This window comes from Actinomadura rifamycini DSM 43936 (genome assembly GCF_000425065.1).
Classification (GTDB): domain Bacteria; phylum Actinomycetota; class Actinomycetes; order Streptosporangiales; family Streptosporangiaceae; genus Spirillospora; species Spirillospora rifamycini.
Genome location: NZ_AULB01000018.1, coordinates 75,637 through 99,894 on the forward strand (window position 1 = coordinate 75,637; position 24,258 = coordinate 99,894).

30 protein-coding genes are annotated in these 24,258 nt (G+C 74.8%); 15 read left to right on the forward strand and 15 right to left on the reverse strand.

The annotated features are described in order from the left end of the window. Positions 1 to 28: 28 nt before the first annotated feature. Positions 29 to 1,300 (forward strand): acyltransferase family protein, encoded by a 1,272-nt coding sequence (locus H505_RS42695; RefSeq protein WP_051300843.1) that lies wholly within the window; start codon positions 29 to 31, stop codon positions 1,298 to 1,300. Here H505_RS42695 and H505_RS0118290 read toward each other — a convergent pair. Both H505_RS0118290 and H505_RS42700 read right to left on the reverse strand, forming a co-directional pair. Then, positions 1,230 to 1,583: a DUF488 domain-containing protein gene (locus tag H505_RS0118290; protein WP_026403152.1), complete on the reverse strand. Its 354-nt coding sequence runs from the start codon at positions 1,581 to 1,583 to the stop codon at positions 1,230 to 1,232. The genes H505_RS42695 and H505_RS0118290 overlap by 71 nt on opposite strands. A gap of 50 nt (positions 1,584 to 1,633) precedes the next feature. Next, complete coding sequence (locus H505_RS42700) at positions 1,634 to 1,810, reverse strand: hypothetical protein (protein WP_157433046.1); 177 nt, start codon at positions 1,808 to 1,810, stop codon at positions 1,634 to 1,636. Between the two features lie 100 nt (positions 1,811 to 1,910). Between H505_RS42700 and H505_RS49930 the strand changes: the two genes are divergently transcribed. Further along, positions 1,911 to 2,108: a hypothetical protein gene (locus tag H505_RS49930; protein ID WP_125613650.1), complete on the forward strand. Its 198-nt coding sequence runs from the start codon at positions 1,911 to 1,913 to the stop codon at positions 2,106 to 2,108. 60 nt (positions 2,109 to 2,168) lie between these two features. Here H505_RS49930 and H505_RS0118305 read toward each other — a convergent pair whose 3' ends face one another. The 4 genes from H505_RS0118305 to H505_RS42705 form a co-directional block, all read right to left on the reverse strand. After that, on the reverse strand, positions 2,169 to 2,993 hold the full coding sequence (locus H505_RS0118305; protein ID WP_026403153.1) for a hypothetical protein: 825 nt from the start codon (positions 2,991 to 2,993) through the stop codon (positions 2,169 to 2,171). Positions 2,994 to 3,004: 11 nt separating this feature from the next. Beyond that, entirely contained in the window at positions 3,005 to 3,259 is a 255-nt protein-coding gene (locus H505_RS49935; RefSeq protein ID WP_125613653.1) for a hypothetical protein, read from the reverse strand. Positions 3,260 to 4,142: 883 nt separating this feature from the next. After that, positions 4,143 to 5,759 carry a CocE/NonD family hydrolase gene (locus H505_RS0118315; protein ID WP_026403154.1) on the reverse strand — a complete coding sequence of 539 codons (1,617 nt, stop codon included), beginning with the start codon at positions 5,757 to 5,759 and terminating at the stop codon, positions 4,143 to 4,145. Then, positions 5,756 to 6,130, reverse strand: coding sequence for a DJ-1/PfpI family protein (locus H505_RS42705; RefSeq protein WP_245592558.1), 375 nt, complete (start codon positions 6,128 to 6,130; stop codon positions 5,756 to 5,758). Before H505_RS42705 ends, H505_RS0118315 begins: the two co-directional genes overlap by 4 nt. A 309-nt stretch (positions 6,131 to 6,439) precedes the next feature. On the opposite strand from H505_RS42705, the gene H505_RS49940 reads away from it, so the two are divergent. Both H505_RS49940 and H505_RS0118330 read left to right on the forward strand, forming a co-directional pair. Beyond that, positions 6,440 to 6,592 carry a hypothetical protein gene (locus H505_RS49940; RefSeq protein WP_157433047.1) on the forward strand — a complete coding sequence of 51 codons (153 nt, stop codon included), beginning with the start codon at positions 6,440 to 6,442 and terminating at the stop codon, positions 6,590 to 6,592. Positions 6,593 to 6,710: 118 nt separating this feature from the next. Then, positions 6,711 to 8,117: a sensor histidine kinase gene (locus H505_RS0118330; protein WP_026403155.1), complete on the forward strand. Its 1,407-nt coding sequence runs from the start codon at positions 6,711 to 6,713 to the stop codon at positions 8,115 to 8,117. A gap of 30 nt (positions 8,118 to 8,147) precedes the next feature. Here the strand turns inward: H505_RS0118330 and H505_RS0118335 are convergent, their stop codons facing one another. Beyond that, complete coding sequence (locus H505_RS0118335; RefSeq protein WP_026403156.1) at positions 8,148 to 9,026, reverse strand: NAD(P)-dependent oxidoreductase; 879 nt, start codon at positions 9,024 to 9,026, stop codon at positions 8,148 to 8,150. A 99-nt stretch (positions 9,027 to 9,125) separates the two neighbouring features. Here H505_RS0118335 and H505_RS42710 point away from each other — a divergent pair, with 99 nt between their 5' ends. The 5 genes from H505_RS42710 to H505_RS0118360 all read left to right on the forward strand — a co-directional run bounded on the left by H505_RS42710 (position 9,126) and on the right by H505_RS0118360 (position 14,637). Beyond that, positions 9,126 to 12,236, forward strand: a complete 3,111-nt coding sequence (locus H505_RS42710; RefSeq protein ID WP_034518502.1) for an ATP-binding protein — start codon at positions 9,126 to 9,128, stop codon at positions 12,234 to 12,236. Then, the gene (locus tag H505_RS42715) at positions 12,233 to 13,171 is read left to right on the forward strand and encodes an arylamine N-acetyltransferase family protein (protein WP_084550451.1); all 939 of its coding nucleotides are present in this window, start codon (positions 12,233 to 12,235) and stop codon (positions 13,169 to 13,171) included. The genes H505_RS42710 and H505_RS42715 overlap by 4 nt, the downstream gene beginning before the upstream one ends. Positions 13,172 to 13,219: 48 nt before the next feature. After that, positions 13,220 to 13,696 carry an RrF2 family transcriptional regulator gene (locus H505_RS0118350; RefSeq protein WP_245592559.1) on the forward strand — a complete coding sequence of 159 codons (477 nt, stop codon included), beginning with the start codon at positions 13,220 to 13,222 and terminating at the stop codon, positions 13,694 to 13,696. A gap of 95 nt (positions 13,697 to 13,791) precedes the next feature. Then, on the forward strand, positions 13,792 to 14,238 hold the full coding sequence (locus H505_RS0118355; RefSeq protein ID WP_245592560.1) for a carboxymuconolactone decarboxylase family protein: 447 nt from the start codon (positions 13,792 to 13,794) through the stop codon (positions 14,236 to 14,238). A gap of 57 nt (positions 14,239 to 14,295) precedes the next feature. Then, positions 14,296 to 14,637 (forward strand): erythromycin esterase family protein, encoded by a 342-nt coding sequence (locus H505_RS0118360; protein ID WP_084550454.1) that lies wholly within the window; start codon positions 14,296 to 14,298, stop codon positions 14,635 to 14,637. Here the strand turns inward: H505_RS0118360 and H505_RS52420 are convergent. Then, positions 14,634 to 17,297 carry a helix-turn-helix transcriptional regulator gene (locus H505_RS52420; protein WP_034518506.1) on the reverse strand — a complete coding sequence of 888 codons (2,664 nt, stop codon included), beginning with the start codon at positions 17,295 to 17,297 and terminating at the stop codon, positions 14,634 to 14,636. The two genes, H505_RS0118360 and H505_RS52420, sit on opposite strands and share 4 nt — an antisense overlap. 140 nt (positions 17,298 to 17,437) lie before the next feature. Here H505_RS52420 and H505_RS50625 point away from each other — a divergent pair, with 140 nt between their 5' ends. Further along, positions 17,438 to 17,614: a hypothetical protein gene (locus H505_RS50625; protein ID WP_169528842.1), complete on the forward strand. Its 177-nt coding sequence runs from the start codon at positions 17,438 to 17,440 to the stop codon at positions 17,612 to 17,614. 30 nt (positions 17,615 to 17,644) lie between these two features. On the opposite strand, the gene H505_RS49040 is transcribed toward H505_RS50625, so the two are convergent. Next, a complete protein-coding gene (locus tag H505_RS49040) occupies positions 17,645 to 18,391 on the reverse strand; it encodes a zinc-ribbon domain containing protein (protein WP_084550457.1) in 747 nt (248 codons plus the stop codon). Positions 18,392 to 18,588: 197 nt separating this feature from the next. On the opposite strand from H505_RS49040, the gene H505_RS0118380 reads away from it, so the two are divergent. Then, positions 18,589 to 19,425, forward strand: a complete 837-nt coding sequence (locus tag H505_RS0118380; RefSeq protein WP_026403161.1) for an alpha/beta fold hydrolase — start codon at positions 18,589 to 18,591, stop codon at positions 19,423 to 19,425. 35 nt (positions 19,426 to 19,460) lie between these two features. On the opposite strand, the gene H505_RS0118385 is transcribed toward H505_RS0118380, so the two are convergent. The 3 genes from H505_RS0118385 to H505_RS0118395 are packed head-to-tail and all read right to left on the reverse strand — an operon-like array spanning position 19,461 to position 21,135. Continuing rightward, on the reverse strand, positions 19,461 to 19,652 hold the full coding sequence (locus H505_RS0118385; RefSeq protein WP_026403162.1) for a hypothetical protein: 192 nt from the start codon (positions 19,650 to 19,652) through the stop codon (positions 19,461 to 19,463). Positions 19,653 to 19,661: 9 nt separating this feature from the next. After that, complete coding sequence (locus H505_RS0118390) at positions 19,662 to 20,021, reverse strand: DUF3140 domain-containing protein (RefSeq protein ID WP_026403163.1); 360 nt, start codon at positions 20,019 to 20,021, stop codon at positions 19,662 to 19,664. 55 nt (positions 20,022 to 20,076) lie between these two features. Continuing rightward, entirely contained in the window at positions 20,077 to 21,135 is a 1,059-nt protein-coding gene (locus H505_RS0118395; protein ID WP_026403164.1) for a WD40 repeat domain-containing protein, read from the reverse strand. Between the two features lie 39 nt (positions 21,136 to 21,174). Between H505_RS0118395 and H505_RS0118400 the strand changes: the two genes are divergently transcribed. Then, a complete protein-coding gene (locus H505_RS0118400) occupies positions 21,175 to 21,573 on the forward strand; it encodes a VOC family protein (RefSeq protein ID WP_026403165.1) in 399 nt (132 codons plus the stop codon). 59 nt (positions 21,574 to 21,632) lie between these two features. On the opposite strand, the gene H505_RS0118405 is transcribed toward H505_RS0118400, so the two are convergent. Then, complete coding sequence (locus H505_RS0118405; RefSeq protein ID WP_026403166.1) at positions 21,633 to 22,205, reverse strand: GNAT family N-acetyltransferase; 573 nt, start codon at positions 22,203 to 22,205, stop codon at positions 21,633 to 21,635. 80 nt (positions 22,206 to 22,285) lie between these two features. Continuing rightward, complete coding sequence (locus H505_RS42725; protein WP_026403167.1) at positions 22,286 to 22,681, reverse strand: ATP-binding protein; 396 nt, start codon at positions 22,679 to 22,681, stop codon at positions 22,286 to 22,288. A 169-nt stretch (positions 22,682 to 22,850) separates the two neighbouring features. Here H505_RS42725 and H505_RS47785 point away from each other — a divergent pair, with 169 nt between their 5' ends. The 3 genes from H505_RS47785 to H505_RS0118425 are packed head-to-tail and all read left to right on the forward strand — an operon-like array spanning position 22,851 to position 24,021. Beyond that, positions 22,851 to 23,651: a helix-turn-helix domain-containing protein gene (locus H505_RS47785; protein WP_051300845.1), complete on the forward strand. Its 801-nt coding sequence runs from the start codon at positions 22,851 to 22,853 to the stop codon at positions 23,649 to 23,651. Continuing rightward, positions 23,642 to 23,830 carry a DUF397 domain-containing protein gene (locus H505_RS0118420; RefSeq protein ID WP_026403168.1) on the forward strand — a complete coding sequence of 63 codons (189 nt, stop codon included), beginning with the start codon at positions 23,642 to 23,644 and terminating at the stop codon, positions 23,828 to 23,830. Before H505_RS47785 ends, H505_RS0118420 begins: the two co-directional genes overlap by 10 nt. Continuing rightward, on the forward strand, positions 23,827 to 24,021 hold the full coding sequence (locus H505_RS0118425) for a DUF397 domain-containing protein (RefSeq protein WP_026403169.1): 195 nt from the start codon (positions 23,827 to 23,829) through the stop codon (positions 24,019 to 24,021). The genes H505_RS0118420 and H505_RS0118425 overlap by 4 nt, the downstream gene beginning before the upstream one ends. A gap of 100 nt (positions 24,022 to 24,121) precedes the next feature. On the opposite strand, the gene H505_RS52425 is transcribed toward H505_RS0118425, so the two are convergent. Then, complete coding sequence (locus tag H505_RS52425; protein ID WP_281173457.1) at positions 24,122 to 24,256, reverse strand: hypothetical protein; 135 nt, start codon at positions 24,254 to 24,256, stop codon at positions 24,122 to 24,124. Positions 24,257 to 24,258: the final 2 nt, after the last annotated feature.

A 24,258-nucleotide genomic window follows, 5' to 3' on the forward strand; every position in this document is an offset into this window, starting at 1 on the left:
GACCTAGTCTGTCGAAATGCTCCCGTCTGTGGGTGAACCCCCCGCAACGACCAGACTGGGGTGGCTGGACGCGCTGCGCGGGCTGGCCGCCCTCGCGGTCGCGCTGCACCACGCGGGCTACGTCTACTTCCCGGACGTGCACGCGCGGATGGCCGGCTGGTTCGACCCCGGCACCTTCGGCGTCCTGGTGTTCTTCCTCGTCAGCGGCTACATCGTGCCCGCGTCGCTGGAGCGCCGGGGCAGCGTGCGCGGGTTCTGGATCGGCCGGTTCTTCCGCATCTACCCGCTGCTGGCCGTCGGGGGGCTGCTCGCCGTCACCCCGTTCCTGCTCGGGAGCCGGGGCCTGCGCGCGGGACTGGAGCAGTACGACCCCGTGACGGCCGTCGTGGCGCACGCGACGATGCTGCAGGACGTCCTGGGCGTCCCGAACGCGATCAACGTGCTGTGGACGCTGTCCTACGAGATGGTGTTCTACCTGCTGATCGTCGCGCTGTTCGTGACGGGCGGGCACCGCCGGTCGGCGCCCGTCGCGGCGGGCCTCGCCGCCGCCGCGCTGCTCGCGGGCGGGCTGCTGCCGACGACGCTGCTGTCGCGGTCGGCCGGGACGGGCCCGGTCGCCGCGGCGGCCGCGCTCGCGCTGCTCGCGGCGCTCGCGGCGGCGATGTCCGACCGGCGCGTGCCGCGGATCGCGGGCGGCGTCCTCGGCGGGGCCGTCGCCGCGCTGCTGGTCGTCCTGAACGGGCGGGTCGGGCCGTGGGAGGGCCTCGCGATGCTCGCCGTCATGTTCACCGGGACGGTCGTGTACCGGGCGGAGCACAGGCAGATCCGGCGCGGGACGGCCGCCGCCGCGGCGGCCGCCGTGTGCCTCGGCACGCTCGCCGCGGGCGCGCTGCACACCGGGCCGGGCTCGGGCCGCGACCAGTTCCTCTGGTCCGGGTCGGTGGTGTCGGCGGCGCTGACGTTCGCGGCGGCGTGGCTGCTGCGGGACCGGGCGTTCCCGCGCTGGGCGACGGGCCTCGGCACCGTCAGCTACTCGCTGTACCTGCTGCACCCGCTCCTGCTGATGGCGGCCGTCCAGTTCCTCGGGTTCGGCGGCCGCGGCGACGACCTGCCCGGCCTGCTGCTGTTCCTGGCCGTGCTGGTGGCCGTGAGCTGGGCGTCGCAGCGGTGGATCGAGGCGCCCGCGCAGCGGCTCGGCCGCCGGCTGACCCGCCGGGTCGTCCCCCGCCCTACCGGAGCAGCGCGGCCAGAACCGCGGCCTGACTGCGCTCGGCATCCTTCGTCGCCGTCAGCAGCGTGACCGTGCCGCGCCCGGCGAGGTCGCGGATCCGGTCGAGCGCCTCCGCGCGCTCCGGTTCGTCCAGCTCGGCCCGGTAGCGGCGCTCGAACTCGGGGAACCGGTCCGGTTCGTGGCCGTACCACTTCCGCAGTTCCGTGGACGGCGCGACGTCCTTCGCCCACGCGTCGAGCCGCGCCTCGTCCTTCGACAGGCCCCGGGGCCACACCCGGTCCACCAGGACCCGCTTGCCGTCCTCCTCGGCGGCCGGTTCGTAGATCCGGCGCACCCGCACCTCACGTCCCATGCCCCCTGCTTAACACGGACGGTTCCGGCGCCGCCCCGGCGGGTTCTGACTCACGCGTCCGGGCCGGGCCGGACGCGGTCCGCCGCCCGGTGGTATTCGGCGGCGGTCCGGCGGGCGAACTCGCCCGCGAGAGCACGGCCGAGGACATCGTCGTCCGGACGATTCCTTTCCAGGTATTCGAGCGCCTCCGCCAGTTCCCTCGTGGTGAGCTGACGCAACGGCTTCACCGCCCATCCCGGCCGGCTGGTCATGTCGGAAGCCCTTCATTTACGTTTCGCCCGCGCGGCGAGATGTACTCGGGTAAGTGCCCGTCAATAAGGTGAGCGGGTGCATTGGTGGAGCCAGCAGGCGTGTGACGCGGCGGCGGAGGCGCAGGCGGCGGACCCCTCCCCGACGAACCTCATGGCGGCCGCCCAGGTGCAGGCGCTCGTGTCGATGGCCGAGGCGCTGCACCGCATCGCGTCCGCCCTGGAGGAGCGCGACGGCGCCGAGAGCGCCCCGCCCCTGGCCGTCCGGCCGAAGTAGCCCCGGGGAGGGCGATGCCGGTGCACCCGACCGCGGGCGCACCGGCATCTCCGCGGCGCTTCAGACGTCGCTGAACGATTTGCGCTCCGCCCGTCCGCCCGCGCTCGACGCGAGCCGGGACGTCTTGGCCGGGGCGGGCTTGGACGGCGGGCGGATCTGCCCGGCGCCCGCCGGCTCCATCGCGTAGTCGTGCTCGGGCGCGGGGGCGGCGGCGCGCTCCGGTTCGGCGGGGGCCGGGCGCGGCTCCTCGCGGGGCCGGTCCCGGAGCCGCCGGGCGGCCTGGCGGAGGGCGCGCTCGCCGACCAGCCGGGTCAGCTCCAGGCCCCAGCAGTCGAGCTTGTCGGCGTCGGTGAGGTCGTCGCGGTGGCTCAGCTCGGCGGCGAGCCCGCCGAGGCGCTGCGCCTCGGCCAGGTCGAACTCGCGCATCAGGTGGCAGCACAGCTCGGCGAGGGCGGCGTGGTCGCGCTCGAACGACAGCCCCGACAGGTCGTTGTGCGACAGCCGGCTGAGCGCCCGCTTGCGCTCCAGCTCGCCGTCGGCGAGCCGCAGGATGCCGTTCAGGACGGCGATGGGGCCGGTGCCGCCGGCCCTGCTCTGGGCCGGGGAGACCGACATGCGCAGGACCGCCGCGGAGCCGAGCCCCGCCGCCATCACCCGCACGACGATGAGCGTCGACTCGGGCATCGTGGCGGGCAGCCCGAACGTCCAGCCCGCCGCCGTGACCATGATGAGCGCGACGACGGACGCGCTGACGTTGACGAAGACGAACAGCAGTCCGCCGGGGGACAGGAGGGCCGCGAAGGGCTTGTCGCGGTACCGCGCGACCAGTTCGGCGATTCCGATGGCGCCGCCGATCAGCGCGGCGAGAAGCATCTCGATGATCATTTCTTTCCGCTCTATGCGCTGCGTGCGGTGATGCGGCCGAAGGCGGGCTCCTCGGCCCGGCCCCGGCGGGAGAGGAGGGTCGCGGGCCGCTGCTGCTGCCGGCCGGCCAGTTCGGCGCTCTCCACCTCCAGGAAGACCATCAGCCATTCCGCCGGGCCCGCCGCCGTTCCGGTGTGGGTGCGCAGTCCCCGCTCGCGTGCGCCGAGAAAGGTGAGCAGCCATCCGGTGGGCCCGGACGCCCTGCTGCCGCGAATTCGTGAATCCATGGGGGAGACCATTTCGCAGGCCGCCGGTGAAGTCGACTTCCGCCGGGTCAAGTTTTCCGGGGCGGCGCCGTCCGGGCCCAACGGAAAGGGGCATCACCGCTACTTGGGGCAGACGGCGGAAAACACCCCAAGCGCGCTACAGATCTCCACGAGGTTGGCCGATTACCCGCACCGTTTGGACGCGTGCGGCAATTCCTTTACGAAGAATTCCGGTTGCGGTACCGAGTGAAGATCGACCTTCACCGGCGGACGGCCCGCGCCGCGTCGAGCGCCCGCACCGTCCGGACGTCCGAACGGCGCGGCGACCGGACACCCGGGGGCACACGGCGTGTCGCCGTATGTCGCGGTCGATATCCCCCATCCCGGCCCCTCGCCGGGCGCGCGGCGCCCCGGCGGTGGGTGTGGGGCGGGCGGCCGGGTCGACTTCCGGGGCGGGTGTCGCGGGTCTCGGAGATGTGCCGGTCGGCGTCGCCGGTCGGCGCCGGGTTGAGGAAGCGCGCGCAGCGGGTGTCGTCGTCCGGGTACCGGTTCGTCCGCGCGGTCGTGTACTTCGCGAGGGCACTGAACGCCCCTGGCCGCGGTTCTTCGGCACGTCGATCGTTCCCTTGGCGACGGGAACGCGGTGCCGGAAACGGGACGGAGGGGCCACTCCCCCCGAAGTGACCCCTCTCCCCCCGTTCCGCCGGCGTCGGCCTGGTGCTCTCTGGGGCTCGCCGCTCCCCCCGAAGCGGCTCGCACCGGCGCGCGGCGGATGAGATGAAAGTAGCCACCCGGTCCAGCGAAGTTCGAGGGTTCGCGGCTCCATGTCGACGAGCGGGCCACTCTCTGCGACGAGCGGACTACATGCTGCGTTCGCCGCACGTCGCAACCACGGGGCGTACCGCTACGAAGCGGGACGGTCCGGTCGGCCGGGTCCGCCGCGCCAGACGGGCAGCGTGAGCGCCGACGGGCGGGACGCGTCGCGGAACACCGCGAAGGACGTGCGGCGCATCGCCACCGCCCGTCCGATCGGCTCCCCGGTGCCCGGATTGCGGGCGAACCGGGGGAACGCCCCGCCCGCGAGGACGAGGCGGAGCCGGTGCCCGCGCCGGAACCGGTACCCGGTCGGGTGCATCTCGACGTCGAGGCGGACGGTCCCCGGCTCGGTGATCCGCACGATGCCGTCGGTGACGTTCCGGGACACGCCGTCCGGGCCGACGTCGCAGAGCCGCACGAACAGGTCGCCGTGGCCGGTGCTCGTCCGGACGTGGACGGTCGCCGACACCGGGCCGATCAGGTCGAGGTCGCGGTCGAGCGGCGCGCCGGTCAGCACCGCGACGTCCCCGCGCCGCTCCATCGCCGCGTTGTCGCGCTGCCGTCCTTTGCCCGGTGACAGGAGCGGCCCGCCTATGTTCGGCGTGGGATCGAACGGGTCGTAAACGAACGTGGCGGGATCGTCCGTCCCCGTCGGTTCGTCCCACGTGAGGCCCTGGGACAGGTAGAGCGGGGTGGGCTCGGTCTCCGGAGGCGGCCAGGTGTCGAAGTCGAGCCAGCGCCCGGCCCCTTGCAGGTACAGCCGGACGGGCGCGCGCCGCAGCTCGGCGGCGTCCCCCTGGAGGTGCGCGCGGAGCCACGACACCTGGTCGGCGAGGACGGCCCGCAGCGCCCGCGCGTCGTGCCCCCACGGGCCGATCGTGATGCGGGGGCCGCGCCCGGCGGCGTCCAGCGCGGCGAAGTCGCGGAGCTGCCCGCGCAGGAACAGGTCCCACCAGCCCGTCACCATGCTCGCGGGCGCGGTGGTCGCGGCGACGGCCGCGCTGTGGTCGGTCGCGGCCCAGAAGCCGTCGCCGGGCTCGGTGTGCGCGGCGACCTCCCGCAGGAACGGCTCCGGGCGGCCGATCGCCGCGAGGTCCGCCTCCCCGACCGGCAGGTGCCGCAGCGCCCGCCGGACGCGCCGCGCGTGCAGCGGCGAGCGCCGCTCGTCCCGCGTGCCCATCGACGCCGACCACACCAGCGTGTTGAACAGCGCCATCGCCCCGCCCGGGTAGAACGAGCCCGCGAACTCCGACGCCGTCACGCCGAGGCCGAGCGCCGCGAGCGGCGGGTCCGCGTACGGCGCGACCGCCCACTGCGCGAACCCGAGGTAGCTGGCCCCGGCCATCGCGACCCGCCCGTCGCACCACGGCTGCGCCCGCAGCCACGCCAGCGTCGCGAGCCCGTCGTCCCGCTCGTGGTGGAACGCGCGGAACTCGCCGTCCGAGCCGCCGATGCCCCGCACGTCCTGCACGACGACCTGGAACCCGCGCCGCGCCAGCACCCCCGCGAACAGCCGGACGAGCCGCTGCGCCTTCCCGTACGGGGTGCGGACCAGGACGGCCGGGAGCGGGCCCGCGCCGCGCGGCCGGTGCAGGTCGGCGCGCAGGACCGCGCCGTCCGGCATCGGGACGCGCAGGTCGCGGGCCGTCTCGACCGCCGGCGTCGTCTCCGCGGGCAGCCCGAGGAGGCGGTCAGCGATTCTCATGGCGTCGCCTCCGGCGGCACGGGGCCGGGAAAGGTCCGATGTCGCCGCGACCGTACATCACCCGGCGGGCGCGGACCGAACGCCACTCGGGGGTGCCCGCCAGGTAGGGCGGGGCGGGCTCGTACTGGATGTACGTGCGCACCGCGCGCGTGGTCGCGGCCGTGGAGGCGTCCCTCGAGCCAGAGCGCCATGTCGATCCCGGCGGACACCCCCTGGCTGGTCACGAGGTTCCCGTCGACGACGTACCGGGCGTCCCGCACCACGGTGACGTCGCCCCGCCGCTCCAGCTCGTCCTCCCACGCCCGGTGCGTGGCGACGCGGCGGCCCCGCGCCGGGCCCGCCGCGTGCAGCAGGAACGCGCCCGTGCACACATCGCGCCATCGGCTTCCCCCGGAAAGGGCCGCGCACAATTATCGGAAATCGCGGTTGACACCGCCGGAGCCATGTGGCTTACTTCTAACCATGCTGCTTTGATGCTTCTCCGGTTGAGCCGCCCGCGACGTCGTGTCGCCGGCCCCGCTCCCGAATCCCTCGGCGTCCCGGACGCACCCCGTACCCGCTGCTCGCACGCGTGCGAACGGTGCCGTCGGCGTGCCGTCCCGGCCTCGCGCCGCCCGCTCACCCTTTTTCACGGCCATTCTTTTCGGCCGAATTCGAGCCTGCCCGGAGGTGGTTCATTCATGCGTGCCATTAACCAGGAGAACATCCCCTTCCCGAACGCCAAGAAGAAGAACAAGCGCAAGGGGCCCGACGTGAAGTCGGCGGCGTTCGCGAACCACAACCGGCGGAACGCCCGGCAGCTGCCGACCCGGCAGCTCAACCGGGGCCGCTGACCGCCGCCCCCGGCCCCGGGTCCGCCCGGGGCCGGGAGCCCTCCACCGGTGCCCTCCACCCCGATCGCTTACCCTGAGTAGTCAAGGATCACCGTCGGCGACGCTCGGGGGCTCGGCCGTGACGAGGCGAGATCGGTTCCAGTACTGGAGCCGCCGCATGTTCCTGTCCGTGCGCGGCCGCGCGACCGTGCTCACCATGACGGTGTCCGGACTGTTCCTCGCGCTCGTGTTCGTCCTCGTCCTCCTCCTCGCCCGCGACGCGCTCATGAACCGGACGGAGGGCACCGCGCAGCGGACCGCCGAACGCGTCGCCTACGACCTGCTCCACGGCGCGTCCTACGCCGACGCCCTCGTCCCGCGGGCCGACGAGGCGCCGCTGATGCAGGTCATCGACGCGGACGGCCGCATCGTCGCCGCCGATCCCCCCGCCACGGGGCGGCCGCCGCTCGGCCGGAACGCCATCGAGCGGGGCGAGCTGCTCGTCAGCGGCCGGAGCTGCCTGCCGGACGGCAGCCGCTGCGTGCGCTACTTCGGCGTGCGGCTCCCCGGTGCGGGGCCCCGCGGCGGGATCACGGTCATCGCCGCCGAGCCCGTCCCGCTGCTGGGGCAGATCTGGCCGCTGCCGCTCGCCCTCGCCGCGCTCCTGGCCGTGCTGCTCGGGCTGATCGGCTGGTGGACGTGGCGCACGATCGGGCAGGCGTTCGTCCCCGTCGACCGCATCCGCGCCGGGATGGCCGAGTTCACCGTCCGCGGCCTCGCGCACCGGGTGCCCGTCCCCCGCACCGGCGGCGAGATCCAGCGCCTCGCCGAGACCGTCAACCGGACCCTCGAACGGCTCGACGAGGCGATGAGCCGCGAGCGCCGCTTCATCTCCGACGCGTCCCACGACCTGCGCAACCCCATCACCGGGCTCCGCACCCGCCTGGAGTTCGCCCTCGACGAGGACGACCCGGAGGAGTACCGCGAGACGGTCCGGGCCGCTCTCCGCGACACCGAGCGGCTCAACGACATCGTCGTCGACCTGCTCGAACTGTCCCGGCTCGACTCCCGCGCGCCCGTCCCCGCCGAGCGCGTCGACCTGGCCGACCTGGCGCGCCGCGAGGTGCGGCGCCGCACGTCCGGCCCGCCCGTCGCCACGCGCCTGGAACCCGGCGCGGTCGTCGAGGCGAACCCGGTCCGGCTCGCCCGGGTCGTCGGGAACCTCCTCGGCAACGCCGAGCGGCACGCCGCGTCCCGCATCGAGGTGACCGTCGCCCGCGACGGCGGCGAGGCCGTCCTGCGGGTCGCCGACGACGGCGCGGGCGTCCCCGCGGACGCCCGCGAGCGCATCTTCGAGCGGTTCGCCCGCCTCACCGACTCCCGCCGCCGCGACCCCCAGGGCACCGGCCTCGGCCTGCCCATCGCCCGCGAGATCGCCGAGATCTACGGCGGCACCCTCCGCCTCGTCGACGCCCCCGCGGGCGGCCTGCCCGGCGCCCACTTCGAGATGCGCCTGCCCCTCGCCCCGCCGCCCGAGGCCCCCTGACCCCGTGCGGCGGGCGCGGCGGGCGGGGCGTCAGGCGCCCTTGCGGACCACCTCGATGACGCTGCCGAGGCCGTCGGCGCCGTGGCCGGCGTTGACGGTGCGCCAGAACAGGTCGCGGAGCGCGCGGGGGCCCATGGTGTCGATGCCGGCCGCCTCCGCGGCCTCGACCATGTGGTCGGCGCCGACGGCCATCATGAGCATGCTGTTCTCCCCGCCGGGGCTGTGGCCCGCGTCGGCCTCCTCGGCGAGGATCCGCAGGAAGCCCATCGGCCCGTCGACGCCGAGCGACGTCACGGTCTCGGTCGCGAACGGGCGGAACTGCTCGGCGGACACGCCCGCCGACTGGAGCATCGCGATCGAGTGCAGGTAGGCCGTGAGCGTGGACCAGAACAGGTAGAGCTGCGCCTGGTAGTACAGGTTGGACAGCCCGACGTCGGCGCCGACGTAGGTGGTGTCGCCGAGCACGCGCAGCGTTTCCCTGTGCCGGTCCAGAAGCGCCTCCGGGCCGCTGTACATGATGTACGCGCCGGGCTGCCCGATGCCCGGGGGCGGCACCATGACGCCTCCCGTGAGCAGCTCGGCGCCCTTGCCCGCGGCCCATTCGGCCGCGCGGCGCAGCTCGTCCGGGCTGCCGGAGCTGAGGTTCACCAGGACGCGGCCCTTCATCTCGGCGCCGTCCAGCGAGTCGTACATCGCCTTGTAGTCGGTCTGGCTGATGACCACGAGTCCGGACGCGGCGAGCGCGTCGTCCGGGGTCGCGGCCAGGGTCGCGCCCTGCTCGACCAGGGGCGCGGCCTTGGACGCGGTGCGGTTCCACACGGTGGTCGGGTGGCCGTTCTTCAGGAACGTTTCCGCCATCGCCTTGCCCATCGGGCCGAGGCCGACGACCGTCACCGGAGCCTTCATCATTCCTCCCATAGCGGTGCGCTTTTCGTGATGGCTCCACGGTCGCCGGGGGCACTTCGGATGTCCTACGGGTCCGTCCGTAGCGGGATATACGGTGACGAAATGCGCTTCGGGGTGTTGGGGCCGCTCGCGGTGTGGACGGGCGACGGGACGGCCCTGCGGGTCCCGGAGACGAAGGTCCGCGCGGTCCTCGCGGCGCTGCTGGCCGAGCCCGGCCGGACGGTGTCCGCCGACCGGCTGGTCGACGCGCTGTGGGGCGACCGGCCGCCACGCAACCCCGCCGGAACGCTCCAGGCGCGGGTGTCGCAGCTCCGCAAGGTGCTGGACGACGCCGAACCGGGCGCGCGGGCCCTGATCGCGACGCGTCCGTCCGGGTACGTCCTGCTGGCCGAGCCGGACGCGGTCGACGCGGGGCGGTTCGCGGCGCTGCTCGTCCGGGCCCGGGACACGGCGGACGCGCTCGCCCGGGCGCGGCTGCTCGGGGACGCGCTGGCGCTGTGGCGCGGCCCCGCGTTCGCCGACTTCGCGGACGCCGCGTTCGTCCGGGAGGCGGCCGCCGGGCTGGAGGAGCGGCGGCTCGCGGCCCTGGAGGAGCACGCCGAGGCGCGGCTCGACCTGGGCGAGCACGCGGCGCTGGCGGCGGAGCTGGCCGGGCCGGTGGCGCGGGCGCCGCTGCGGGAGCGGCTGCGGGCGGCGCACCTGCGGGCCCTGCACCGGGCCGGGCGGCGCGGCGAGGCCCTCACCGGCTACCACGACCTGCGCGAACGGCTCGCGGAGGAACTGGGCGTCGACCCGAGTCCCGAACTGTCGGAGCTGTTCCAGGAGATCCTGGAGGACCGTCCCGCCGAGCCGGTGCGGCCGCGGCCGGCCGCCCGGCTGCCGGTGCCGCTGGACGAGCTGATCGGGCGGGACGCGGCGGTCGAGCGGGCCCGCGCGCTGCTGCGCGAGCACCGGCTCGTGACGATGACCGGCCCGGGCGGGGTCGGGAAGACGCGGCTGGCGCTGGAGACGGCCGGGCGGTCGGCCGCCGACCACCCGGACGGCGCCTGGTTCGTCGAGCTGGCGCCGGAGCGGCCGCGCACGGCGGCGGACGTCGCCGAGCTGGTCGCGCGCACGCTGGGGCTGCGGGACGAACCGGCCGATCCGGGCGCGGGGATCGCGGCGCGGCTCGCCGACGCGCTGCGCGGGCGCCGCGCCCTGCTCGTCCTGGACAACTGCGAGCACGTCGCCGAACCGGCCGCCGAGCTGGCCGGACGCCTGCTGGCCGAGGCGCCGGGCCTGCGGATCCTCGCGACGTCGCGGGAGCCGCTCGGGGTGCCGGGCGAGCGGCTCCAAATCGTCCCGCCGCTGGACCTGCCGGGCCGCACCGATCCCGGCGACCTGCGGCGGTCCGGGGCGGTCCGGCTGTTCGTCGCGCGGGCGTCGGCGGCGGCGCCCGGGTTCGCGCTGGACGCGGCGGCGGCGCCGTGGGTCGCGTCGATCTGCCGGCGGCTCGACGGCGTCCCGCTGGCGCTGGAGCTGGCGGCGACGCGCGTCCGGGCGCTGGGGGTGCGGGAGCTGGCGGCGGCGCTGGACGACCGGTTCCGGGTGCTGGGCGGCGCCCGGCGCGGGCCGGAGCGGCAGCGGACGCTGCGCGCGACGATCGACTGGAGCTGGGGGCTGCTCGGCGGGGACGAGCGGGCGGCGCTGCGGCGGCTCGCGGTGCACGCGGGCGGCTGCACGGCGGACGCGGCGGCGGAGGTGTCCGGCGCGGACCTCGACGTCCTCGCCCGGCTGGTGGACCGCTCCCTCGTCGTGCGGGGCGCGGACGGCCGGTACCGGCTGCTGGAGTCGATCGCCGCGTACGGGCTGGAGCGGCTGCGGGAGGCGGGCGAGGAGGACGGGCAGCGGCTGCGGCACGCCCGGTACCTGGTGGGGCTCGCGGAGCGGGCGGCGGGCGGGCTGCGCGGACCGGAGCAGGCGCGGTGGCTCGGCCGGCTGGACGCGGAGGCCGCCGGGTTCCGCGCGGCGCTGGAGCACGCGCCGCCGGACCTCGCGCTGCGGCTCGTGAACGCGCTGGCCTGGCACTGGTACCTGCGCGGCCGCTTCGGCGAGGCCCGCGGCGCGTTCGCGGACGTCCTGGCGTCGGCGGCCGGGGATTCCGGGGGCGCTGAGCGGCGGGAGGCGGAGACGTGGCTCGCGGTGATGACGATGGCGTCCGGGGAGAGCTCGGACTCCGACGAGCTCCGCCGCGCCGCCCTGGAGCGGTACGGGGACGCCGACCCGTTCGACAGAGCGAAGGCGCAGTGGCTCCTGAGCCACGTGCACTGGGCCTACGGCGACTTGCAGGCGGGCCATGACCGGGTGAACGAGGCCCTGGCCGTCTTCCGCGCGCGCGCCGACCGCTGGTACACGGCCGCCGCTCTCGCCACCCGCGCCATGCTCTCCGTGGGGCGCGGCGACGTGGCGTCCATGCGGGCGGACGCCGCCGAGAGCCTGGAGCTGTTCGACGGTCTCGGCGATCCGTGGGGGCGCCTGGAGGCGACGAGCGTCCTGTCCCAGCACGCCGAGATCACCGGCGACTACGCGGCGGCGGCGGACCGGCTGCGCGCCGGGCTGCGGCTCGCCGAGGAGCTGGGGATGTGGCCGGAGGCGTCGTTCCGGCTGTCGGGGCTGGGCCGGATCGCGCTGCTCCGCGGCGCCCTCGTCGAGGCCCACGACCTGCACGACCGCGCGCTCTGCACGGCGGCGCGGCACGCGTCGAAGTCGGCCGAGGAGTTCGCCGAGGTGGGGCTCGGGCTGGTCGCGCGGGCGCGCGGCGACCTCGACGCCGCCGAGGCGCACCTGCGCGCCCCGCTGGGCTGGCTGCGCGCCATCGGCGGGACGGCCGGGGTCGCGTTCGTGCTCGCGCAGCTCGGCTTCGTCGCCGAGGAGCGCGGCGACGCGGAAGCGGCGTCCGCTCTGCACACCGAGAGCCTGGCGGCCGCCCGCGCGACCGGCGACCCGCGCGCGGTCGCGCTGGCGCTGGAGGGGCTCGCGGGCGCCCGGTCCCTCGCGGGCCTGCACGGGGAGGCCGTCCGGCTGCTGCGCGAGGCGGCGGAGCTGCGGGCGTCGGCCGGGGCGCCGCTGCCGCCGGGCGAGCGGCGCGAAGTCGACCGGATCGGCGGGAGGATCACCGACGCTCTCGGCGTTGCCCCTTTTGACGGAAATATCCCCGAGAGGACGTCCCGATGACCACGGCAGACACGGCACCGGCCCCCGCGGCGGGCCCGGCGGAAGACCCCGGAGCGGACCGCGCGGAAGACCTCGGCTTCGGCTGGCGCGGCGACGCGGTCGACCTGCCCGCCTACCTGGAGCGCGTCGGCCTCGACGCCGGGCTCCCGCCGACGGAGGCCGCGCTGCGCGCCCTGCACCGCGCGCACGTCACGTCCATCCCGTTCGAGAACCTGGAGATCATGCTGGGCCGGCCGATCGAGACCGGCCTGGAGGCCGTGCAGGACAAGCTGGTCCGGCGGCCGCGCGGCGGCTACTGCTTCGAGCACAGCGCCCTGTTCGCGGCGGTGCTGGAGCGGCTCGGCTTCCAGGTGACCGGCCTGCTCGGGCGCGTGATGATGGGCGCGCGGAAGCTGCGCCCGCCGACGCACGGCATCCTGCACGTCCGCCTCCCGGACCGGCCGGCGGACGAGCCGGGCTGGCTCTGCGACGTCGGGTTCGGCGGCGGGCCGCTGGAGCCGCTGCGGTTCGCCGGCGGCGCGGCGGTCGAGCAGGACGGCTGGGCCTACCGCCTGCGGCGGGACCCGGCGGGGCCGGGGCCGCTCGGCTCGGCCGACCGCTGGGAGCTGCACCAGCGCGATCCCGGCGGCTGGATCCGGCGGCACGTCTTCACGACGGACGAGGCGTACCGGATCGACTTCGAGGCGCTCAACTTCTTCGTGTACGCGCATCCGCGCTCGCCGTTCACGACGCGCCCGTTCGTCCAGCGGTTCCTGGCCGAGGAGCACCGCGTGCTGGACGGGACGACCGCCACTGTCACGCGTCCGGACGGGTCCGTCGAGACGCGCGAGCACGCGCCCGCCGCGCTCCCGGACGTCCTGGCCTCGGAGTTCGCGATCACGCTGGAGGGCGACGACCCGGCCCGGCTCGTCGCGTGGCTCGAAGCGCGCGCGTGACCGGGGTGGCGCGCACGAACCTGGACTTGTAGTATCCCGGTTATGCGGATGAGCGAGGGAGTCGAGTGGGCGGCGCACTGCTGCCTCCTGCTCGACTGGCTCGGCGAGGACGGCCCGGTGCCGACCGCGCGGATCGCCGCGGGCTACGACCTGCCCCGCCCGTACCTGAACAAGCAGCTCCAGGCCCTCGTCCGGGCCGGCATCGCCACCTCGACGCCGGGCGCGCGCGGCGGATTCCGGCTCGCGCGCCCGCTGTCGGAGATCACGATGATGGACGTCGTCGCCGCGATCGAGGGCACGGAACCGGCGTTCCAGTGCACCGAGATCCGGCGGCGCGGCGTCGGCTCCGAGGCGCCCGAGTCGCTCTTCCGCGGGCCCTGCGCCGTCAACACCGCCATGCAGAAGGCCGAGCTGGCCTGGCGCAAGGCGCTGGCGGAGCAGACCCTCGCCGACGTCGGCGCGGCGGCGACGCGCGGCAACCCGGACCTCCCGGGCCACGTCCGCGCCTGGTACGCCCGCACCTGACCCCCCGTCCGTTCCTCGATCGCACCCGACCCAACCCGACTCCGGCCACAACCTGGATATTCCCCATCTTGAAAGGGACAAAAATGGAACCGCGGATGAGCAACATGCCCGCCATCGCCGCCGGCGGCTTCAAGGCCATGCTGAACCTGGAAGGATTCGTCGCGCGGAGCCGCGTCCCCGCCGCCACCCTCGAACTGGTCCGGATCCGGGTCAGCCAGATCAACGGGTGCGGCTTCTGCGTCGACATGCACGCCCGCGACGCCAAGAAGGCCGGCGAGACGGACGAGCGGCTCTGGTCGGTCGCCGCCTGGCGCGAGGCGCCGTACTTCACCGACGAGGAGCGCGCCGCGCTCGCGCTCGCCGAGGCCGCCACCCGCATCGCCGACAACCCGGCGGGCGTCCCCGACGACGTGTGGGACGACGCCGCCGACGCCTACGACGAGGAGAGCCTCGCCGCCCTCCTCTTCGCCATCGCGGCGATCAACGCATGGAACCGCCTCAACGTCACCACCCGGCAGGTCGCGGGCACCCCCATCGGCTGACCCGGCCGCCGTCCGGGGCACGACCGGTCACCTGACGGATGCCCGGCCGCGGCCCGCCTGCGGCGGCGGCTCGGCGAGCGCTTCCTCGCGGTCGGGCTGACCTTCGACCGCGGCGCGGTGCACGGCGGCGTGCGCGTCCCGTCCCCGCCCGCCGCGTACGGCGACGCGGTGCTCGGCACCGCCGGCCCGCCGCACTACCTGCTCGACCTGCGCGGCGCCCGGACCCGGACGGACGCGGTCGGCGCGTGGCTCGGCACGCCCGCGCCCGTCCGGGTGATCGGCCCCGGCTACCGGCCCGGCGACGACCCCGACCACCACGTGCGGGGCGGCGCGCCCGGCACGCTGTTCGACGTCGTCGTCCACAGCCGGGAGGTCACGCCCGCCCGGCCGCTCCCCTAACCCAGCGGCAGCCGGGCCAGCTCGCCGCGCGACGCCACCCCGAGCTTCGGGTACGCCTTGTACAGGTGGTAGCCGACGGTGCGGGGGCTGAGGAAGAGCTGCGCGCCGATCTCCCGGTTGCTCATCCCCGTCGCCGCCATCCGGACGACCTGGAGTTCCTGCGGCGTGAGCCGCGCGGCCAGATCGTCCGGGGCGGGGCCGGCGGCGAGGCTCTCCCCGGCGGCCCGCAGCTCCGTGCGGGCCCGCTCCGCCCACGGCGCGGCGCCGAGCCGCTCGAACCGCTCCAGCGCCGCGTGCAGCACCGCCCGCGCGTCGTTCCGCCGCCGGGCCCGGCGCAGCCACTCCCCGTACAGCAGCTCGGTGCGGGCGCGCTCGAACGGGATCTTGCTGTCGCGATGCAGGTCCAGCGCGCGCGTGTACGTCTCCTCTGCCCGCTCGTCCGGTCCGAGGAGGGCTTCGCAGCGGAGCGCGACCGCCTCGGCCCACGGCTGCCGCACCTGCGCCGCCCACTCCGCGTACCAGGCCGCCGCGTCCCGGCCGTCGTCCGGGCGCCCGGACCGCACCGCCGCCTCCACCAGGTCGGGCAGGCTCGCGATCGACCCCTGCCGGTGCGGGCCCGCGACCACGTCCGCCAGCCGCCGCAGCGCCTCCTCGTGCCGCCCGAGCCCGAGGTCCAGCAGGCTGCGCGCCGCCGCCGCGTGGACGTCGCTCGGCGGGACGCCCCGCGCGAGGGCCTCCGCGGTCAGTTCGGCGCACCGCGCCTCGTCGCCCTCGATCGCCGCGAGCTGCGCCAGGACCGTCTCCAGGTAGACGCGGATGCGGTGCCGCCCGGTGTCCTCGGCGATCCGCAGGCCCTCCGTCGCGGCCGTCAGCGCCTCCCGGTGCCGCCCCAGGAACACCAGCGTCCGGGACCGCAGCATCAGCACGGCCGGCAGCAGCCCGATCGCGCCCTCGTCGCGGAACCGCCGCTCCAGCAGCGCCGCGTGCTCCTCGGCGCCCGCCACGTCCCCGATCAGCAGGTGCCACATCCCGGCGCGCACCCGGTCGCGGGCGCCGAAGCAGTGCGTCATCCCGTCGATCAGCTCGCGCAGCGCCGCCACGCCGTCCGCGCTCCCCGACTCCCCCAACGGGTTCTGGCCGGGGAACACGCGGGCGAGGGCCGCCAGGTGGTGCCCGTTCGGCAGTCCCGCACCGCGCTCCGCGATGCCCTGCACCGCCGCGAAGTCGCCCGCGTTCGCCGCGGCCGACGCCGCCTGGAAGAACAGGTACCCGGCCGTCATCGGGTCGGTGTCCGCCACGTCCGCCGCGGTGTCGGCGAACAGCCGGTACGCCTCCTTCGTCCGGTCCTGCTCGTCGGCGAGCGTCGCCCGGATCAGCGTCAGCGACGCCCGCGCCACCGGGTCCGCCAGATCGGGCTCCGCCCGCGCCGCGAGCTCCACCGCCCGCTCCGCCAGTCCCGCGTCCGCCGCGGCCCGCGCCGCCGCCGCCAGCCGCCGCCCCCGCTCCGCCCGGTCGGGGCTGAGGTCCGCGGCGGTCTCGTACATCGCCGCCACCGACGCGAACCCGCCCGCGCTCCGCTCCGTCTCCGCCGCGTCCTCCAGGACCCGCGCGACCTCCTCGTCGGGTCCCGTCACCGAACGCGCCAGGTGGAACGCCCGGTGGCAGCCGTCGGCCCGCTCCCCGTACGCCGCGGCGAGCGCCCGGTGCGCCTCCAGCCTGCGCCGCAGCGGCTCGTCCCCGTACGCCGCCGACCGGATCAGCGGATGCCGCACCTCGATCCGCCCCTCCGCGGTGGTGCGCAGCAGCCCGGCGCGCTCCGCCGGTTCGAGGTCCGCGACGGACGCGCCGAGCCGCGCCGCCGCGTCCGCCACGACCCCGACGTCCCCGAGGTCGTCCGCCGCGACCAGCAGCACGAACAGCCGCGACGGCTCCGGCAGCGCCGCGAGCTGCACACCGAACGACCGCCGGATCCGCTCGTACGCGGACGAACCGCCCGCCGTCCCGGGGAACTCCAGCAGCGCGAGCGGGTTGCCCATCGCCTCCGTGAGGACCTCGTGGTGGACGTGCCGCGGCAGTTCGGGCGCGCGGGCCGCCAGCAGCCGCGCCGCCGCGTCCGCGCCGAGCCCGGCCAGCCGCAGCTCCGGCAGCCCCGCCGCCCGGAAGTCCCCCGGCTCCCGCGCCGCCAGCAGCACCGCGATCCGCTCCGCCCCGAGCCGCCGCCCCGCGAACAGCAGCGCCTCCGCCGACGGCCCGTCCAGCCACTGCGCGTCGTCCACCAGCACCACCAGCGGGCGCTCCTCCGCCAGGTCGGCCAGCAGCGTCAGCACCGCCAGGCCCACCAGGAACCGGTCGCCGCCCTCGCCGCCCATCCCGAGCGCCGCGCGCAGCGCCCGCGCCTGCGGGTCCGGCAGCGCGCCGAGGCCGTCCAGGTGCCGGCCGAGCATCATGTGCAGGCCCGCGTACGGCATCCCGCTCTCGTACTCGACGCCCGTCGCCCGCAGCACCCGCGCGTCCGCCGCCCGCTCCGCCGCGTACTCCAGCAGCGCGGTCTTGCCGATGCCCGCCTCGCCCCGCAGGACGAGCACCCCGCTGCGCCCGTCCCGGGCCCCGCTGAGCAGCCGGTCGATCACGGCCTGTTCGTCTTCTCGCCCGTACAGCACGATCGCCAGGCTAAGCGCTCGGGGCCGCGCCCGGTCGGCCCGGCGGGCGCGCAGGCCCGGCGGGCGCGCAGGCCCGGCGGGCGCGCAGGCCCGGCGGGCTCGTCCGAATCGAACGCCGCCCACCGGGTAGCGGACCCACCATGGACCAGGAGAAGCGCGACCAGGACAAGCCGCTCGCCGACCGGCGCGACGACCCCGGCGAGCCCGAACCCGACTTCGCGGAGGAGCACACGCCCGGCCCCACCGACCCGCCCAACGCCGAGGCCGAGACGCCCGGCGGCGAGGACGAGGGCTACACGCCGCAGACCCGCATCTAGACCGCGTTCACAGGGTCGAAAGGCCCGCTGTCACGGGTGCTCCGCCGGGCCGTTCAGTTCGGCGAGCCGCAGATGGGCCTGTTTGAGCAGTTTCCGCACGCTCAGGGTCTTGCGTGTGCGTGCCTCGTGCGCGAATCGCCGATAGCAGTCGGCCGCTCGCTCGGCGCGGCCCGCGGCCTCGTGGCATGCCGCCTCCCAGAAGTGCGCGGTGACCGCGCTCGGGTCGAGGCGTGCGGCCTTGCGCGCCGCGGCGACCCCGCGCGCCAGGTCGCCCGAGCCGAGTCTCCTGCCGTGCTCGGCCATCGCGGCGGCGAACTCCACCAGTGCGTCGACGTCGTCGGGGCGCTCTCGGACGCCGTCCGCCGCGCGAGCGAGCCGCCGCCCGATCGCGCGGGCCGTCCGCCGTTCCCGCCTGCAGTCAGGGCACCGCGCGGGCGGCTTCCCCGCCACGGACAGCTGCAGGACCTCGTACCAGTGCCGCTGCTGTTCCGCGGGCCAACCGAACGTCGTGCCGCAATTCCGGCAGCGGAGTTCTTGGTCCACATAGAAGTACTTGGGCGGCCGGCAATGCGGGCAGAACTTCACCTGCCGTGACGGGTCACCGCGTATCGCGCCGGGAGGCAGGTCGGGCCGGAATGCCGGATCGTAGCCGATCGGCGAGCGCCGATAGGGAATCGGCCCGTAGAGCGGATGCTCCTCCCACTGGACGCCGCCGTCGCGCCCACCAGCGGCATCGCCTTGGCGACCGGTGCCGTGCCTCCTCGACCCTCGCGCCATGTGATGGCCCTACCGCAATTCACCCGAATGCGAAATTTGACGCCAAGACGGTAGCACGGCCTTCGAAGAGACGATCATTTTCTGCGGTCGCTCCGCGGCCGTCCGGTCCGGGATCCGCGTGGCGGGCCGCCAGCCGTTAGGCTGATCATGAGCGGCCGTCCCCCCGTTCCGGCCGCCGGTCCCGGAGGTGACGGCCCATGGTCAGCGAGCATGCCCGGACGCGCGACGGCCGGGAGCTCCACCTCGAACGGCACGGCGCGGGCACGCCCGTCGTCGTGTTCGAGTCCGGCGCGGGCGCGTCCCGCAACATGTGGGGCACGGTCGTCCCCGCGATCTCCGGCCGGACCACCGCCGTCGTGTACGACCGCAGCGGCCTCGGCCGCAGCCCCGCCGACCCCGAGCCCCGCCCCCTCGCGCGCCTCGCCGCCGACCTGCGGGACGTCCTCGACCACCTCGGCGACGGCCCGTTCATCCTCGTCGGCCACGACTGGGGCGGCCCGATCGTCCGGACCGTCGCCGCCGAGGACCCCGGCCGCGTCACCGGGATCCTCCTCGTCGACCAGGACGACGAGGACAGCGACCACTACTTCATGCCGGGCACCAAGCGCCGGATGCGGCTCAGCGCGCTCACCGACCCGACCGCCGCGCGCCTCGGGCTGTTCCGGTTCGGCATCGGCCGGCTCGCCGCCAAGCTCCCCGAACCGTCCGCGACCGCCCTCCGCGAGGAGGACGGCACCCTCGAAGCCACCCGCGTGCAGATGGCCGAACTCGCCTGCATGATCGACGACCTGCGGCGGCTCCGCGACGACCCGCCGAAGCTCCCGGACGTCCCGGTCACGCTGATCTCCGGCCGCCGCTCCGGCGGCCTCGGCGGCGGGAGCCGGGCCTCCCTCAACACCGCGCACCGCGCCCGCGCCGCGGCCCTCCCGCAGGGGCGCCACGTCGTCGCGGAGAAGTCCGGCTACCTCGTCCCGTTCACCGAGCCGGGCCTGCTCGTCCGCGAGATCTTCCGCATCCTGGACGTCACGCGCTGACGCGCCGGGGCCCGCGGGCCCCGGCGCGTGCGGCGTCAGTCGGGGTGCGGCGGCCGCTGGTCCGGCGGCGTCCCGCCGCCCTCGCCGCCGCCCTTGCTCCCCTTGTCCGTGCCGTGCGCGTGGCCCTTCCCCCGGGTCGTCTTCGGGTCCGTGGCCTCCGGCGCCGGCTCGTTCGTCACGGAGGTCCGCTCGGTGCGGCGCATCTCCGGTTGCTGCGGGTTCGGCATGTCATCCCCCTATGCGCTGGACGGCTCGGGACGCAGCGGGTCGTGCCCCACGCTCATCAGCTCGTGCCGCCACCGCTCGTCCCCCGCCTCGTCGGGCGGCGGGTGGTCCAGGTGCTCCTCCACGTAGTCGACGACCTCCTGCATCACCTCGGCGTCCCCGTCGGTCAGGTCCACCTTCCGCTTCCGCAGGATGTCCACGACCCGGGCGCCGAGCTCCGACACCCCGGGCCCCTCGCCCGCCTCGGGGAAGGCGTCCTCCCCCGACGCGTCCGTGAGCAGCCAGGTGCGCAGCTCGTCCGAGGTCATGTTGACGAGCCGGTGAAAGTCCTCCCAGGCGATCTCCGCCTCGGCCGATATCCGTTCGCTCATCGGCACCTCCCGTGGACGGTCAAGTCTCCGCCCTACCCGCCCCACCCCGTCCCATTCACCGTGACTCGTCCATCTCGTCCGGGTTCGGGAAGAACCAGCCGACGACCTCGGTCGCATCGGGATCCAGCGTGACCATGACGCGGCCGTCGTGGGTGAAGGCCGCGAGGAGGAGGGGCGCGTCGTCCATGTACCGCTCCCACAGGACGCGGCCCTCGGCGTCCACCACCGCGGCGCGGTCGTCGTCGGCGGCCAGCACGCGCAGCCCGCGCGCGGACCAGGCCACGGCCAGGCACGTCCCCGTGATCGGGATGCCGCGCGAGGCCCCGGTCGCCGTCCGGATCACCTCCGCCGCGCCGTCGCCGCCGACCGCGACCGCGCCGCCGTCGTCGTCGGAGAAGGCGAGCAGCCGGGCGCCCGGCACCCCGCTGCGGTGCTCGGCCACGACCTCGCCCGAGGACACGTCCCTGATCACGACCCGGCCGTCCGCCCCGAGGTACGCCAGGCGCTCCCCCCGGTGGTCCAGGTCGGCGCCGCCCCGGACCCGGACGGTCTCCGCGAACACGACCGCGCCCGTCCCGGCCTCGGCCACGACGACGCGCGCGGGTACGGCCTCGTCCGGCTCGGGCTCCCACGGCCGCCCGCTCACCGCGACGACCCGGCGCCCGTCCCCGCTGAAGCGGACACCGGTGAACAGCGTGCCGTCGCCCCAGGCGGGGTCCGCCCCGGCGGACCAGGCCGCGGTCATGCCGTCCGTCCGCCAGACGACCACCTTCAGGTCGGTCGAGGCCGCGACCGCGACCAGCGAGCCGTCCGGGGAGAACGCGATCTCGTGGCCGTCGCCGATGAAGCGGCGCTCCTCCTCCAGGTCGCGCCAGTACCGCGTTCCGGTCTCGGTCTCGAAGAGGGTGAACCGGCCGCTCTCGGTGTTCCCCTGGGACGCCGTGGTCATCGCCACCCGCTCCAGGTCCGGGGACGCCGCGACGGCCACGATGCCCGAGGAGAAGTCCGGACGCTCGTCGGGTTCCTCCACCGGCCCCTCGTAGGAATCCGGATCCTCCGACCACTCGGGGTCCGCGTAGAGCGGTCGTCGGCGGTCCGACGCGTCGTCGGCCATGATCCTCTCGGGTTCGCTGGGGCTTAGGCTCGGACCACCATGTCGGATCTGCTCGGAATCAACCACCTGACGCTCCCCACGACCGACCTCGACCGGCTCGTCGCCTTCTACACGGGCCTGCTCGGCGCGACGCTCGCCTTCGAGCGCGCCGCGACCGCCGGCGCCCCGCGGATCGCCGCCCTCGACGTCGGCGGCGCCGACCACCTGATGGCCGTCGAGACCGCCGACGCCCCCGACACCGGCCTCGACCCGCTCCAGGGCGCGGGCTGGGGCCTGCGCGTCCCCGACCACGCGCACCTCCGCGACCTGCGCGACCGCCTCCGCGCCGCCGGGCACCCGGTCGGCGAGATCGAGACCCTGCCCGCGCAGTGGACGATGACGGCCCGCGACCCCGACGGCCGCCCCGTCGACATCCGCGCCCACCGCCCCCGCCCCTGACCGCGCGCCGCGGGACGCCGAGCCGAACGGCCCGGAGTCGTTGAGACAGTAGGTGCAGTTCAGTGGGCGGGCCACTCCTCGGCCAGGAGCGCGTACGAGAGACCGTCGAGCCATCCCTTGGTGCGGTGGAGCGAGTCTTTCACCGTGTGCTGTTCGCGGCGCATCCCGACCCGCTCCATCAGCCGCCACGAGGCTTCGTTGTCGTAGAAGCAGTCCGCGTGCAGACGGCGCAGGCCGAGATTCTTGAAACAGATGTCGATGAGGGCACGTACCGCTTCGGTCGCGTACCCCTTGCCGCCGTAGGCGGGGTCGAGCGTCCACCCGAGCTCGCCCTGGACGCCTTTCGCCTGGTCAGCAACCTCTGCCTGGGCCCACGCGTCCTCGACCCCCAGTGTCAGGTCGCCGATCACCCGGCCGTCCAGTTCGATGACGAGCAGGTTCGCGAGCCGCTCCTCGTCAAGGAAACGCTCACGGTAGACGTCGTAGGTCTCTACTGCGGCCGTGACCCATTCGCTGGTCTCCGGAAGCTGCCGGAAAACCCAGGTCGCGTCCAGGTCGTCGGGGGCGGCCCGACGCAACAGCAGCCGGTCGGTGACAATCGGCCAGTCCAGTTTGTCGAGGGGATGGCGCATGGCCTCATGCTGGCAGCGGGCTGTGGCGACGCACAAACGAAAATCCACCTCGTCGGTATGGCCCCTCGCCCCCGACCGCTCTACGGCGCGCATTTCGCCCAGACGAGCTTCCCGCCCTCCACCAGCGGACGGATGCCCCACGTGTCGGTGAGCTGAGCGACCATGAACACGCCCCGCCCGCACGTCGCCGCGTGGTCCTCCGGCAGGACGACCGGACGCCCGCCGCCCCCGTCCCACACCTCGATCACCGGGCGCCCGTCCCGCTCGTCCCGGAACACCCGCACGACGATCGGCCCGTCCCCGTGCTGCCACGCGTTCGTGACGAGCTCGGACACGATCAGCCGCGCCGTGTGGTCGTCCCCGATCCCCCACTCCCGGAACCGCTCGGCGACGAACCGCCGCGCCGCCCCCGGTGCCCGCTCCGACGGCTCCAGCACCACCGTCGGCACCTCGTCCGCCCGCATCGTCGCCGCCATCCCACGCCTCCCTTTGGCCAGGTCACGCATTTCGCTGACACCAGCGAAGGACATGAGCGACACTCTGTGTGACAACGAGAGTCGATCTGCGTAATCACGCCTGTGAGGGCCGCATTCGACTTGCGGCCTCTTGCCGGGCGGCGCGGAGCGCTTGGGAGGGGATCAGAGCATGGCTCGTAAGGCTCGCCGACACTCGCCGGACACCAGCCCCACACTCATCGCATTCGGCAACCAGGTCCGCTTCCAACGGGAACGCCTGGGACTCAGCCAGGACCGCCTCGGCGAGCGGTTCCCGGTCAGCGGCTCGTACATCGGCCTGATCGAAGGCGGCAAGACCCGCTGCACCGAGGAGTTCGCCAAGCAACTGGACGGCATCGTCAGCGCGGAGGGCTGCATCGTCCAGCTCTGGACCGACCTCGTGCAGAACGCCGCCTACCCGCCCTGGTTCGACTGGCCCCTCATCGAACGCGAGGCCACGATGCTCCAGGCGTTCCAGAACTCCGTCATCTACGGGCTCCTTCAAACGCCTGAGTACGCCATGGCACTTCTCGAGGACGAGGCGGCCGTGGAAGCCCGCATCGCCCGGCAGGGCATTCTCTTTAGAGAGGATCCGCCGCCTCCCGTCCTATCCGTGATCATGGACGAGACCGTCCTGTACCGAGAGGTCGGCAACCCCAAAGTCATGCAAGAGCAGTTGGAGCACTTGATCTCTTTCGGAACCAAGCGGCGCACCATCCAATTCGTGCCTGCGCAAGTGCACGACGGTCTGTCCGGCTCGTTCGTCCTCGCCACGATGGGAGATCGCAGCGAGGTAGCCTACATAGAGACCGCGCTACGCGGCCAAACTGTCGCCGGTGCCAAGGACGCAGCAAAACTGTCCGAGGCACTCGTGTCCCTCCGCGCCAGCGCGTACTCGGTTAGAGAGTCCATAGAGCTGATCCGTAAGGCGGTAGACGAAAGATGGACTTGAAGAGCGCTTTCTGGCGCAAGAGCAGCCGCAGCACCAACAACGGCGGAGACTGCGTAGAGATTGCGTCGGCTGAGGCCCTTGTCGCCGTCCGGGACAGCAAGGACCCGGACGGTCCCATGCTCGCGGTAGACCGCCGAGCCTTCGCCGAGCTTCTCACCAGCATCAAGGCGCAGTCGTGAGCGCTGGCGCCCTCACCTGGCGGAAGTCGAGCTACACCGGCCCCAACGGCGGGGACTGCGTGGAGTTGGCTTCGTTCGCTGAGACCGTCGCCGTCCGGGACAGCAAGGATCCGGAGGGGGCTCGGCTGCTTGTGGAGCGGGCGGCGTTCGCTGCGCTGCTGGTCGAGGTCAAGTCCGGGACGACGGGCTGAGACGGCCGAAGCCCCGCCGGGACCTTGGGTGGTCGGAGGTCCCGGCGGGGCTGGTCCGGCGTGCGGGCGCTCGGCTGCCAGGCGCCGTCCTGCCGCTCCGTCAGCGCGTGTCGGCCTGCGCCGCGGGCGCCCCCAGCACGCCGAGCACCGTGAACGCCCTGACCAGCGCCGTGGCCAGGCCCCCGATGCGGCGCCGCACGTTCCCCCGTCGGCCGCCGTTCTCGTCACCGCGCATGG

Coding starts and splice junctions, on each gene's coding strand:
- H505_RS0118380 (WP_026403161.1), top strand. CDS start 18,589: ATGGTCAGCGAGCATGCCCGGACGCGCGACGGCCGGGAGCTCCACCTC.
- H505_RS0118350 (WP_245592559.1), top strand. CDS start 13,220: ATGAGCGAGGGAGTCGAGTGGGCGGCGCACTGCTGCCTCCTGCTCGAC.
- H505_RS0118395 (WP_026403164.1), bottom strand. CDS start 21,135: ATGGCCGACGACGCGTCGGACCGCCGACGACCGCTCTACGCGGACCCC.
- H505_RS0118385 (WP_026403162.1), bottom strand. CDS start 19,652: ATGCCGAACCCGCAGCAACCGGAGATGCGCCGCACCGAGCGGACCTCC.
- H505_RS0118290 (WP_026403152.1), bottom strand. CDS start 1,583: ATGGGACGTGAGGTGCGGGTGCGCCGGATCTACGAACCGGCCGCCGAG.
- H505_RS49940 (WP_157433047.1), top strand. CDS start 6,440: ATGCGTGCCATTAACCAGGAGAACATCCCCTTCCCGAACGCCAAGAAG.
- H505_RS0118315 (WP_026403154.1), bottom strand. CDS start 5,759: ATGAGAATCGCTGACCGCCTCCTCGGGCTGCCCGCGGAGACGACGCCG.
- H505_RS42710 (WP_034518502.1), top strand. CDS start 9,126: ATGCGCTTCGGGGTGTTGGGGCCGCTCGCGGTGTGGACGGGCGACGGG.
- H505_RS0118420 (WP_026403168.1), top strand. CDS start 23,642: ATGGACTTGAAGAGCGCTTTCTGGCGCAAGAGCAGCCGCAGCACCAAC.
- H505_RS0118305 (WP_026403153.1), bottom strand. CDS start 2,993: ATGATCATCGAGATGCTTCTCGCCGCGCTGATCGGCGGCGCCATCGGA.
- H505_RS0118390 (WP_026403163.1), bottom strand. CDS start 20,021: ATGAGCGAACGGATATCGGCCGAGGCGGAGATCGCCTGGGAGGACTTT.
- H505_RS0118405 (WP_026403166.1), bottom strand. CDS start 22,205: ATGCGCCATCCCCTCGACAAACTGGACTGGCCGATTGTCACCGACCGG.
- H505_RS0118355 (WP_245592560.1), top strand. CDS start 13,792: ATGAGCAACATGCCCGCCATCGCCGCCGGCGGCTTCAAGGCCATGCTG.
- H505_RS0118335 (WP_026403156.1), bottom strand. CDS start 9,026: ATGATGAAGGCTCCGGTGACGGTCGTCGGCCTCGGCCCGATGGGCAAG.
- H505_RS42725 (WP_026403167.1), bottom strand. CDS start 22,681: ATGGCGGCGACGATGCGGGCGGACGAGGTGCCGACGGTGGTGCTGGAG.
- H505_RS49040 (WP_084550457.1), bottom strand. CDS start 18,391: ATGGCGCGAGGGTCGAGGAGGCACGGCACCGGTCGCCAAGGCGATGCC.
- H505_RS0118400 (WP_026403165.1), top strand. CDS start 21,175: ATGTCGGATCTGCTCGGAATCAACCACCTGACGCTCCCCACGACCGAC.
- H505_RS42715 (WP_084550451.1), top strand. CDS start 12,233: ATGACCACGGCAGACACGGCACCGGCCCCCGCGGCGGGCCCGGCGGAA.
- H505_RS52425 (WP_281173457.1), bottom strand. CDS start 24,256: ATGCGCGGTGACGAGAACGGCGGCCGACGGGGGAACGTGCGGCGCCGC.
- H505_RS49935 (WP_125613653.1), bottom strand. CDS start 3,259: ATGGATTCACGAATTCGCGGCAGCAGGGCGTCCGGGCCCACCGGATGG.
- H505_RS47785 (WP_051300845.1), top strand. CDS start 22,851: ATGGCTCGTAAGGCTCGCCGACACTCGCCGGACACCAGCCCCACACTC.
- H505_RS50625 (WP_169528842.1), top strand. CDS start 17,438: ATGGACCAGGAGAAGCGCGACCAGGACAAGCCGCTCGCCGACCGGCGC.